This window comes from Bifidobacterium biavatii DSM 23969 (assembly GCF_000741165.1).
GTDB lineage: Bacteria > Actinomycetota > Actinomycetes > Actinomycetales > Bifidobacteriaceae > Bifidobacterium > Bifidobacterium biavatii.
Map to the genome: position 1 here is coordinate 43,328 of NZ_JGYN01000011.1, position 10,672 is coordinate 53,999.

Consider the following 10,672-nt stretch of genomic DNA (forward strand, 5'->3'; position numbering starts at 1 on the left):
CTGCGGTTTACCACATGCCGAACGGATCGGTCAGGCCGCCGTTGTCGCCGGTGCCGCCGTCGCTGTTGCCGTTCGAGTTGCCGTCGGAGCCGTTGCCGTATCCGTAGCCGTTCGAACCGTTGCCGTTCTGGTTGTTCTGGCTGTTGCCGTTCGAGTTGCCGTTGCTGTTGCCGTTCGACGAGCTGGACGAGCCGTTCACCGCGGACTCCTCCTGGTCGAGCGTCACGTCGACCTCCATGGTCTTGCCGTTGCGCACGATGGTCAGCGTGGCCTTGTCGCCGAGCGCCGCGGCGCGCACGTAGCCAAGCAGCGCGTAGTGGCTGTTGACCGCGTTGCCGTTGAACGCGACGATCGTGTCACCGGACTTCAGTCCGGCCTTGTCGGCGGGGCTGCCGGAGACGACCGCGGAACCGGACGTGCCTGCGGTGATCTTCGCGCCGGAGCGGGTCACGCCGTCGGCGGTGGCCGTGTCGGTGGTGACGGTGATGCCAAGCGCCACGTGCTTGACGGAGCCGCTCTTGATGATCTCGTTGGCGACGCGCTTGACGAGGTTCGCCGGGATGGCGAAGCCGATGCCGATCGAGCCGGCCGATTCGGACGAGCTTGCGGTGGACGCGATGGACGAGTTGATGCCGATCACCTGGCCGGCGCCGTTGAACGTCGGGCCGCCGGAGTTGCCCGGGTTGATGGCCGCGTCGATCTGGACCGCGTTGGTGAAGATCTCGTTGTTGTTGTCGTCGGTCACGGTCACCGGGCGGTTGAGCGCGGAGACGATGCCGGTGGTGGCGGTGTCGTCGTAGCCGAGCGGGTTGCCGATGGCCATGACGGCCTCGCCGACGGCGAGTTCGTCGGAGTCGGCGAACGTGACGGCCTTGAGGTCGCTCGGCGGGTTCTGCAGCTTGATGACCGCGAGGTCGGTGGTCGTGTCGGTGCCGACGAGCGTGGCGTTGTACATGTTGCCGTTGGCGAGCGTGACTTCGATCGACTGGGCGCCGGAGATCACGTGGTTGTTGGTCACGATGTGGCCTTCGGTGTCGATGATCGCACCGGAGCCCTTGGCGGTGCCGTTGGACAGCGTGGTCTGGATGGACACCACGGAGTCGGACACGTCGGAGGCCACGGTCTTCCAGTCGACGGCCTCGCCGCTCTTGGTGGTGGCCGAGCCGGAACCGGACTTGTTGGAGCTGACGCTGGACAGCGAGCTGCTGGTCGGCACGGTCACCCAACCGTAGGTGATGGCGCTCCAGCCAATGCCGAGGCACAGCGCAGCGGAGACGAGCGCGGCGACGACCGCGACGACCACGCCGTTGGCGGTTTTGGCACCGGACTTGCCAGCCGGCTGGCCCGGCTGACCGGGCTGACCCTGCGGGTTCTGGCCGAACGGCGGCATCGGCGGATAGCCGCCCTGCGGCTGGTTCGGCGCACCCTGCTGCGGCTGCTGGCCGGCGAGGAACGGGTTGCCGTACGGGTTGCGGTTGGCACCGTTCTGCTGGGCGCCCTGCTGCGGGTTCTGCTGATTCTGCGGCTGTCCCTGCTGGCCGAACGGATTGCTGCCGAACAGGCCGCCGAACGGCTGCGTCGGCTGGGACTGCGGGTTCTGCTGGCCCTGCGGCTGAGCGGAACCGGCCGGCTGGGTCGGGGTCGGGCCATACGCGCCGTACTCCGGTGCCGGACGGTACGGGCCGGAAGCGCTTTCGGATGCGGGTTGGTCCTGCGGAGCCGTGCCCGTCGAACCGTTGCCGGCATTGGAGACGACCGTGGTTTCGCCGGCGGCCGCCGCATAGTTCGGCGCATCGTTCACCGGCGATTCCGGAGCGGCCGAGGCGGGTGCCATCTGCACCGTCGGCTGTTCGCCGTTGTCTGGCGTGGTGGGCAGCGCCACGGTGGGCTGCTCGTTGGTGTCGTTGGTGTTGGAGGTGGAAGTCGTGTTGCTCGCGCCGTCGGCATGCTGCGGCTGCGCGTTCTGGTCGCCGTTGGCGTACCAGTTGTTGTTCTCTTCAGCCATTGTTGCTCCTTAGGTTGTTGCCGGGCTTTCGTCTGCCCCTTGCGGCCGGCCCGGTGAACTGCTACCTAAGAGTAAAGATTCTCGCTCTGGAAGTTTCCTGAATGTTTGTTGGAAGGAATAATCGAATTGTCTTTCGATTCTCGCAACGGCTCGGCGCGCTCCGGCCCCACTATCCCGTTTGCGGGCAAAGGGTCAATCCGCACCATCCGGTTGAGCTTCCTACCGGACTTCGCCTAGAGTGAAGCGTATGACGAGTCTTTTGGATCATCCGCGCGGCGCCGAGCCCGGCAAGCCCGGCGATCGCAGCGCGTTCAACTTTGAAACCATCACGCGTCTGCCCGATGCGGCGGACGGCAAGGGCCGCGGCGGCGCACGCTACGGCCGCACCGGTATCCTGCACACGCCTCACGGCGACATCCATACGCCCGCGTTCGTGCCGGTCGCCACGCAGGCCGCGATGAAGGCCGTACTGCCCGAGACGATGCGCGAGGCAGGCGCACAGTGCATGCTGTCGAACGCCTTCCACCTGTACGAACGCCCCGGCGAGGACGTGCTCGACGCCGCCGGCGGCCTGGCGAAGTTCATGAACTGGGACGGCCCGACGTTCACCGATTCTGGCGGTTTCCAGGTGCTCTCGCTTGGCGCCGGATTCAAGAAGACGCTGGCGATGGACGTGACCGGCATGAAGTCGGACGATGTGATCGCGGATGGCAAGGAGCGCCTCGCGTTCGTGGACGAGGACGGCGTGACGTTCAAGTCGCCGCTCAACGGTTCCCTGCACCGTTTTTCCGCCGAGATTTCGATGGGTATCCAGCACAAGATCGGCGCGGACATCATGTTCGCGTTCGACGAGCTGACCACGCTCATGAACACGCGCCGCTATCAGGAGGAGTCGGTCGAGCGCACGTATCGTTGGGCGCAGCGCTGCGTCGCCGAGCATCAGCGGCTGACCGAGGCGCGGCTCGGCAAGCCGTATCAGGCGCTGTATGGCGTGGTGCAGGGCGCGAACTACGAGGATCTGCGCCGGCATGCGGCCGAGCAGATCGCGTCGCTGGACTTCGACGGCGTGGGCATCGGCGGCGCGATCGAGAAGCGGATCATCGGCGACACGTGCGCGTGGATCTGCGACGCGATGCCGGAAAGCCGGCCGCGCCACGTGCTCGGCATCGCCGCGGTGGACGACATCTTCGCGTGCGTGGAGAACGGCGGTGACACGTTCGACTGCGTGGCGCCGGCTCGCTGCGGCCGCAACGGCGCGATCTTCACGCGCGACGGCCGTTACAACGTCAAGCGCGCCGAGTTCAAGTTCGATTTCGGCCCGCTCGAGGAGGGCTGCGACTGCTACACGTGCACGCACTATTCGCGCGCGTACGTCGATCATCTGCTGCGCGCCCGCGAGTTCAACGGGTTCACGCTGGCGACGATCCACAACGAGCATTTCTTCATCAAGCTGCTCGACGACATCCGCGCGTCGATCGACGGCGGCTATTTCGACGAGTTCCGCGACGAAACGCTCGCCCGCTTCTACGCGCGCGGCTCGCGCGGTTGAAACCGTACAGCCGCCGCAACGCGCGACGATCCCGTGGCTGTTCTCGGGTGGGATCGTCGCGTGATCCGGGCCGCACGGCGGCTCGTGGTATGCCGTCGGCAGGGTTGCAGATAGGACCGCGACGGGACCGCAGGCGCGAGATTATCTGTCGCGGGATTACCTCGTCACAGGCAGGCGATGTTGCTGTCGGTGCGTGATTCCGTGCCGCCGACCAGCGCACGCCCGCCCCAGCCGGAGCCGGACGCCGCATCGTCCGTCGCACGGATTGCCGCATCGCCGGTTGCCGCGTCCCAGTCGCCGACGCGCATGATCATCTGCCCGCGGCCGAAGTCGGCCGTTTCGAGGCTCATGCTCATCTCGTGCCCGCGTCGGGCCAGCTCCCGTGCGATCACAGGATCGAACCGCGTCTCCACGCGAGTCGCGTTGCTGCGATCCCACCGCCAGCGCGGCGCGTCGAGCGCCTGCTGCGGGTCCATGCCGAAGTCAATCGCGTTCATCGCGACCTGCACGTGGCCCTGCGGCTGCATGTACGCGCCCATCACGCCGAACGGTCCGACCGGCCGGCCGTCGCGCATCAGGAATCCCGGAATGATCGTGTGATACGTGCGCTTGCCCGGCTTGAGAGCGTTCGCAAGCGACGGGTCGAGCGCAAAATCGGCGCCGCGGTTCTGCAACGCTATGCCGGTGCCGGGCACGACGATGCCCGACCCGAATCCCATGTAGTTCGACTGGATGTACGAGACCATGTTGCCTTCGCCGTCCGCGCAGCACAGGTACACGGTGCCGGACGTGGACGGTGTGCGCGTCGTGCGCACCTTGGCCGTCTCGCCGATCAGCCGCGCCTTCTCCTCGCCGTATTCGGGAGCAAGATAACGCGCGTAATCAACATCCGTGTCGTCCGGATCGGTGACCACGTCGAACGCGTCCGCGAACGCGATCTTGATCGCCTCGATCTGCCGGTGGTACGCGAGCGCGCGGTCCGTTCCGGTAATGTCGAAGTTGCGCAGGATGTTGAGCGCCATGAGCGCGACGATGCCCTGTCCGTTCGGTGGGATTTCGCACACTTGCCAGCCGTCGCGGTAGTCGAGCCGCATCGGGTCGACCCAACGCGGTGCGTATGCGGCCAGATCGTCGTATCGCAGGTAGCCGCCGGCCGCGCGGCTTGCCACGTCGATCGCGCGCGCTAGGTCGCCTTCGTAGAACGAGCGCGCGTTCGTCGCACCGATGTCGGCCAGCGAGTCGGCGTGATCCGGCAGCGTGACGACGTCGCCAGCGCGCGGCGTGCGCTGGTCGTCGCCGCGCGTGAATGTGCGGAACCATTCGTCGAACCGGCCGTCGGCGTTCTCCCGACGATACACATCGGCCGAACGCCGCCACCAGTACGCGAGATTCGGGTTTGCAGCGTAGCCGTTGCGTGCGTAGTCGACGGCCGGTGCGAGATCGTCGGACAGTGTGAGCCTGCCGTAGCGTGCGTTGAGTGCAGCCCATGCGGCGGGCGCGCCCGGCACGGTGACCGGTGTCCAGCCGAAGCGCGGCATGCGTCCGTCCGCGGTCGCGTTGCCGTCCGCGAGCACCCGGTCGATGGAGATGCCGCGCGGCGCCGGGCCGCTTGAGTTGAGGCCGATCAGACGCTGTTCGCGAGCGCTCCACGCGATGCAGAACGCGTCCGATCCGAGGCCGTTGGACATCGGTTCGACGACGGTGAGCGCGGCCGCCGCCGCGATCGCAGCATCGAACGCGTTGCCGCCCTCGAGCATGACCTGCAGGCCGGCGGCCGACGCCTGCGGTTCGGAGCAGTTGACCATGGCCCGGTTCGCGTAGATGGGAAAGCGCTGGGACGGATACCGCTGGGCGAGCGGGTCGAAATTCACGGTTGCCATGCATCCATTATCGCGCCGATGACGGCCCAACCGCAGCCACGTACCTTCTCTGTAGTCCGAACACGGTCACGCCTATAGTCTGCCGATCCAGACAACGTGGCCGGATGCAGACAGCACGATACGCTGAATTGTGGGGTTTTACGTGGGGGGTCCATGACCTTGGACGTGTACGCCAACCTGTTCGATGCCGACTTAGACAACGTGGCCGACCGAATGAACAACACATTGCGCAGCCTGAACGCCTGAAATTGTGGCACATTTTATGGCACATTTTCCCTCGTTCGGCAGATACAGAAAAGCCCCGAATCGTTGGTATTTCAACGGTTCGGGGCTTTCATCCCTGCGTGCGAGTGGGGGGAGTTGAACCCCCACGAGCATACACTCACTGCCACCTGAAGACAGCGCGTCTACCATTCCGCCACACTCGCAGACAATCGATTAAGATACACCCATATCCGCGATTGCACAATCTTCGGCGTGTCGCGCCATTTTGCAACGGAAATCATGTCCCGTCAAACCGATGCACAAGCCGCTGCGCAACCTATCGCCGGCCACCGCAACACAGCCGATCTGGCAGCGTCTCCGCCCCGCGCGCACAGCCGCATAATTCGACAGCAACGGTTCACCCCAGCGCGCACGACTCCACCCCGCGAGCGCAGCCATATACCTTTCATCACAACGACACGATGTCCGCACCGAACGGCCACAACGCCAGCTTGGCCATCTTGAACGACTGGATGCCGAACGGGATTCCAATGATCGTCACGCAGTTGAGCAGGCCGGCGCCCACGTATCCGAGCGCCATCCACACGCCAACCAGCACCAACCACACGATGTTTGCCAGCGTGGAGCCGACGCCGCCCCGATACACCACGGTCTTGCCGAATGGCGTGAGCGTGAGTTCGGCCATTTTGAATGCCTGGATGCCCAGCGGAATGCCGATGATCGTCACGCACAGCACGAGCCCGACGATCGCCCATCCCAGCGACAGGAACAGTCCGCCCAGAATCAGCCACAGGATATTGCCTAAAAGTCTCATGCACTTATCTTGTCACGCCGTCCCACACGCAACGGTCCGGGAAACCACTGATTTTCCCCTGAATCAACGGACCGGATCATTCATCGTCATCATCAGCGCCGCACGGGCGGGCTCGACGGCCGTTTCCCGCGTCGACTCGCGTTCATCGGACCGCTGTGTCTCGTCCGTTCGACCCCACGCCACGCATCACGCGCATCATGCGCATCACATCAATCCGCCTTACAGTGACAATCCGGCATTCCGTCACGATTTGTCATCGCCCGAATCGCCAATCCCTCCTGCTATCGTTTGCATAAAGACGGGACGCGCACGCGCGATCCCCGCGCATCCCCGGCATCCAGCGGACGGAAGGAGCCTCCAATGACGGCGAACAATGCACGCGACGACTGGTGGAAGCAGGCGGTCGTCTACCAGATCTATCCGCGCAGCTTCAAGGACGTAAACGGCGACGGCCTCGGCGACATCGCCGGCATCACCGAGAAAATGCCGTATCTCAAGGCGCTCGGCGTGGACGCGATCTGGCTGAGCCCGTTCTATCCGTCCGATCTGGCCGACGGCGGCTACGACGTGATCGACTATCGCAACGTCGACCCGCGTCTCGGCACCATGGACGACTTCGACGAGATGGCCGCGGCCGCGCGCGAGGCCGGCATCAAGATCATCGTCGACATCGTGCCGAACCACACGTCAAACAAGCACAAGCTGTTCCAGGCCGCCCTCGCCGCCGCTCCCGGCTCCCCCGAACGCGACCGGTACATCTTCCGCGAAGGCCGCGGCGAGCACGGCGAACTGCCGCCGAACGACTGGCAGGCCATGTTCGGCGGCCCCGCGTGGGAGCGCGTGCCGGACGGCCAGTGGTACCTGCACATCTTCACCAAGGAGCAGCCGGACGTCAACTGGAACAATCCGGACATCCACGCGGAATTCGCGAAAACGCTGCGTTTCTGGTCCGACCACGGCGCGGACGGCTTCCGCATCGACGTGGCGCACGGCCTCGCCAAGGATCTCGACAGCGTCCCGCTCGCGGACATGCCGGCGGACACCGTGCAGGACGGCCTGTGCCACGACGGCACGAGCCCACTGTGGGATCGCCCGGAAGTGCACGACATCTACCGCGAGTGGCGAGAGATTTTCAACGAGTACGATCCGCCAAGGTTTGCAGTCGGCGAGGCGTGGGTGGTGCCGGAGCACCAGCATCTGTACGCGAGCACCGACGAGCTCGGCCAGGTGTTCAATTTTGAGTTCGCGAAGGCGAACTGGGATGTGCGCGAAATGCGCGCGGCGATCGCCGAGGGGCTTGATGCGGCGGCCGAGACGGGCGATTCGACGACCACGTGGGTGATGAACAACCACGATGTGCCGCGCAGCCCGTCGCGTTACGGCCTGCCGCAGGTGACGCGCACTCCGTATCACCAGCTGGCGCACGATTGGCTGCTGCGCAACGGCGGCACGTACGAGGAGGATCGCGAGCTGGGCGCGCGCCGTGCCCGCGCCGCCGTGCTCATGGAAATGGGCCTGCCGGGTTCGGTGTACGTGTATCAGGGCGAAGAGCTGGGTCTGCCGGAGGTTGCGGACATCCCGTGGGATCGTCTCGAGGATCCGACGCCGTTCAACTCGCGGCGCAATTTCACCGACAAGGGCCGCGACGGCTGCCGCGTGCCGCTGCCGTGGGATTCGACGGACGTGCCGGCCGTGGCGAACTGGTCGCCCGCGCCGGCTGCCGAGCACGCGTTCGGTACGGGCGCCTCGTTCGGTTTTTCGCCGGCCACGCGCCCGGACGGTTCGCATGCGGCCGATCCGCACCTGCCGCAGCCGTTGTGGTTCAAGGATTACGCTGCCGATGCCGAGGATCGCGATGCCGGGTCGATGCTGAATCTGTATCGCCGCGTCATGTCGTTGCGTGCCGGCCTGCTGACGGCCACCGGCGACGTGTCGTCGTTCGATTGGCTGGAGTTGGGCGATGACGTGATCGCGTATCGTCGTCCGAGCACGGATGATGACGGCCGCGCGTTCGTTAACGTCACGAATTTCGGCGTGGACGCGATCGAATTGCCGTCCGGCGAACCGGTGCTTGCGTCGGTGCCGCTGGTCGACGGCCTGCTGCCGTCCGATGCGTCCGTCTGGCTGCTGCAGTAGCGATGTCGCACGCATGCGGACGCGCATGCGTGTAACAGTGCGTGTAACAGTGAACGTCAGGCGGCAAACGTCGGCTTGCATCGTGCACGATATCGGCGATGCCGTGCACGACGGCAGGCCAGCGTTTGCCGCGGTGAGCATGTTGTCAATCAGCATGCGTTGGCATGCACGTATCTTGGACGACTCGTGCCTGCAGACGCATGTACGTCAGCAGTTCCAGCGTTCGATCACGCGGTCGCCCTTGTAGACGGACAGGATCGAATAGTGCGCGGTGTCGAGGCGCAGCAGCCGCGCGAACTGCGGCTCGACGCCCAGCCAGCGCGATGTCAGGACGCGCAGCACGTGCGCGTGCGCGACGAACAGCACGTTGCGTCCGTCCTCGAGCAGCGGCATGGCCTGATCGATGGCCAGCTGCACGCGCTCGTACACGTCCTGCAACGATTCGCCGGCGCCGTTGTGCACGGTGATGCGTTCGCCGCCGGGCAGCGTCTCCTCCCATTCGCCTTCCATGGACGGGTCGAGCGCGTCCGGCCCGTCGCGCCACACGTCCCACGAGCCGCCGTGCATCTGCGCCACGGTCTGCCGCGTGCGGCCTTCCGCACGGCCGTAATCCCATTCGGCCAGCGCCGGCAGCGTCTGCGGCTGGAAGCCGGCCAGACGCGCGGTTTGCTGCGCACGTTTGAGCGGGCTGGCGAACATGCAATCGTCGTCAAACCCTTCCGGGAATAGACTGCGAATACGTTTGCCGGCATCCAGCGCCTGTTCTTCGCCGGTTGCCGTCAGGGGAATGTCGGTGCGTCCCGTGTGCTGCCCGGAGACGCTCCATGCGGTTTCCCCATGCCGCAGGAGCACCAACTGTCCGGTTGCGGCCGCCTTGCCACTGTTCGTTTGACTCATATGACTCACTCTACTCACGTCGCATGGCTTTCGCATCGGTTTGCCCTCTTTTTGCGGCGGCATGTTCCGCATGGACATGGGAGCGCATCGATGGATGCAGCCGTGTGCTGTCGCGTCGCATGCACAGACATGCCGTGGCCCGCGTCGTTACCTCGCCAAATAATGTTGAGCATGACCGATGTTCAGGCAGAGTCGACCGCCGATCAGATCATCGCCGTGTTCGACAAGATCAACGAGAAGGTGGATGCCATGCGCGCGAAGCGGATCAACGATCCCGATTCCCTCGGCGACAAGTTGCTGAAGTTCGCCCTGCCGTCCGTCGCCGGCTTCGTTGCCGGCAAATTGTTTACGTTTGCGTGGAATCGCAGTGTGGGCCGCAATCGCAAGGCCGCGATGCCGGCTGGCACAGCCGGTGCCGGTTCGCTCGGCGACGGCGTGGTCGACGAGAAGGAAAGCCTGATGATGAGCGTGCTGTTTTCCGCACTGTCGTCGGCGGTCGGCGCAGCGGTGTCTCAGCTGTCCGATCGCGGTTCGCAGGCGATTGTCGATCGTCGTCACCGTCGCCGGAACGACTGACGGTCGAACGGCCGCATCGTCGCGGAATCGTGCGCCGTATGACTTCGGCTCTGGTCGAAAGCCGCGACCGGTTATGGCCATCGCGACTATCGGCGGCGCGGTTTGTAGCCTTTCTTGCGTGAGTGCGGCTTAAGCTGCTGGTTGAGCGGCACCGCGCGATAACTGTTGTTCGGATCGCGATGCGTCAAGTGCCATGTGCCGCAGTATTCGCAGCGATATACCCACAGTTCCGCGCCGCGCTCACGCAAGCTTTGGTCGGCGGCTTGTTCCGCCTGCGCCTTGTCGTGATACATGATTTTGTTTGATTCGGTACAGCGCTTGGGAACGAAGTAGTGCATGGTAGTAACCGTAATACAAATGATGCAATGTTTGGTGTGGGTATGGTAATGGCCTCGGGAGCATTGTGCTCGACCGGGGCCATTCATATGTGTTGATGCGGCGGTGTGCTACTCTCCCACACTCTGTCGGGTGCAGTACCATTGCCGTGCCAGGCCTTAGCTTCCGGGTTCGGAATGGAGCCGGGCGTCTCACCTGGGCCATGACCGCCGCAAATCTTTAATTAACAGTTAAACAAGCATGCTCGTTTAACC

Annotated in this window: 8 protein-coding genes, 1 tRNA gene and 1 rRNA gene; 3 read left to right on the top strand and 7 right to left on the bottom strand. The window is 64.8% G+C overall.

The features are described from left to right. Positions 1-7: 7 nt before the first annotated feature. Positions 8-2,005, bottom strand: a complete 1,998-nt coding sequence (locus BBIA_RS05215) for a S1C family serine protease (RefSeq protein WP_051923809.1) — start codon at positions 2,003-2,005, stop codon at positions 8-10. A 247-nt stretch (positions 2,006-2,252) separates the two neighbouring features. On the opposite strand from BBIA_RS05215, the gene tgt reads away from it, so the two are divergent. Continuing rightward, positions 2,253-3,554 carry a tRNA guanosine(34) transglycosylase Tgt gene (tgt, locus tag BBIA_RS05220; RefSeq protein ID WP_033494345.1) on the top strand — a complete coding sequence of 434 codons (1,302 nt, stop codon included), beginning with the start codon at positions 2,253-2,255 and terminating at the stop codon, positions 3,552-3,554. A 164-nt stretch (positions 3,555-3,718) separates the two neighbouring features. Here tgt and BBIA_RS05225 read toward each other — a convergent pair whose 3' ends face one another. The 3 genes from BBIA_RS05225 to BBIA_RS05235 form a co-directional block, all read right to left on the bottom strand. After that, a complete protein-coding gene (locus tag BBIA_RS05225; RefSeq protein WP_081892051.1) occupies positions 3,719-5,434 on the bottom strand; it encodes a gamma-glutamyltransferase family protein in 1,716 nt (571 codons plus the stop codon). A gap of 345 nt (positions 5,435-5,779) precedes the next feature. After that, positions 5,780-5,862, bottom strand: a tRNA-Leu gene (locus BBIA_RS05230). 245 nt (positions 5,863-6,107) lie between these two features. After that, complete coding sequence (locus BBIA_RS05235) at positions 6,108-6,473, bottom strand: YccF domain-containing protein (RefSeq protein WP_033494344.1); 366 nt, start codon at positions 6,471-6,473, stop codon at positions 6,108-6,110. A gap of 360 nt (positions 6,474-6,833) precedes the next feature. On the opposite strand from BBIA_RS05235, the gene BBIA_RS05240 reads away from it, so the two are divergent. Continuing rightward, the gene (locus tag BBIA_RS05240; RefSeq protein ID WP_033494343.1) at positions 6,834-8,609 is read left to right on the top strand and encodes a glycoside hydrolase family 13 protein; all 1,776 of its coding nucleotides are present in this window, start codon (positions 6,834-6,836) and stop codon (positions 8,607-8,609) included. Between the two features lie 207 nt (positions 8,610-8,816). On the opposite strand, the gene BBIA_RS05245 is transcribed toward BBIA_RS05240, so the two are convergent. Further along, positions 8,817-9,506 carry a histidine phosphatase family protein gene (locus BBIA_RS05245; protein ID WP_033494342.1) on the bottom strand — a complete coding sequence of 230 codons (690 nt, stop codon included), beginning with the start codon at positions 9,504-9,506 and terminating at the stop codon, positions 8,817-8,819. Positions 9,507-9,677: 171 nt separating this feature from the next. Between BBIA_RS05245 and BBIA_RS05250 the strand changes: the two genes are divergently transcribed. Next, a complete protein-coding gene (locus tag BBIA_RS05250; RefSeq protein ID WP_033494341.1) occupies positions 9,678-10,082 on the top strand; it encodes a DUF4235 domain-containing protein in 405 nt (134 codons plus the stop codon). 86 nt (positions 10,083-10,168) lie between these two features. Here BBIA_RS05250 and BBIA_RS05255 read toward each other — a convergent pair whose 3' ends face one another. Then, positions 10,169-10,420 (bottom strand): hypothetical protein, encoded by a 252-nt coding sequence (locus BBIA_RS05255; RefSeq protein ID WP_033494340.1) that lies wholly within the window; start codon positions 10,418-10,420, stop codon positions 10,169-10,171. Between the two features lie 95 nt (positions 10,421-10,515). Continuing rightward, positions 10,516-10,632, bottom strand: a 5S ribosomal RNA gene (rrf, locus tag BBIA_RS05260). Positions 10,633-10,672: the final 40 nt, after the last annotated feature.